We start from the raw sequence: 296 nt of genomic DNA, 5'->3' as shown, positions 1-296 counted from the left end.
GTTATCTAGTTTAAAAAAGGCACGTCTAGGCTCTTTCTGTATCTTAATTACGGGTACTCAATCTATCCAGCAAAGCTCTTGGTGACAGAAGTTTAAAAACTCCTTCAGCTATGCCAACTATCTGTTGCGAGTAGCAAATGATATTCTGGACATTAGGTTCGGCTAATTTGACCTTCCACGATTCTAGTTTTGAGGCTTTTTCTTTCAGTGTGCGATTTGAGTGTCTGGCTTCAAGTGAACTGTCAACAGCTGCAGAAAAGCAGTGTGCGACAGGCGGAGTGTCCGTGATTTTGCTC

General features: G+C 42.6%; 1 protein-coding gene. It reads right to left on the bottom strand.

All coding sequences use genetic code 11. The features are described 5' to 3' along the window. Positions 1-43 precede the first annotated feature (43 nt). A partial coding sequence (locus tag CWB80_RS22795) for a hypothetical protein (protein ID WP_212751501.1) occupies positions 44-296 on the bottom strand: 253 nt, incomplete at its 5' end.

Origin of the sequence: Pseudoalteromonas sp. S1650, from assembly GCF_005887195.1 — a bacterium.
In the GTDB taxonomy this organism is placed as follows: Bacteria; Pseudomonadota; Gammaproteobacteria; order Enterobacterales; family Alteromonadaceae; genus Pseudoalteromonas; species Pseudoalteromonas simplex.
Note: the sequence above shows the minus strand (reverse complement) of the source record. Positions and strands in the feature narration are given on the sequence as shown.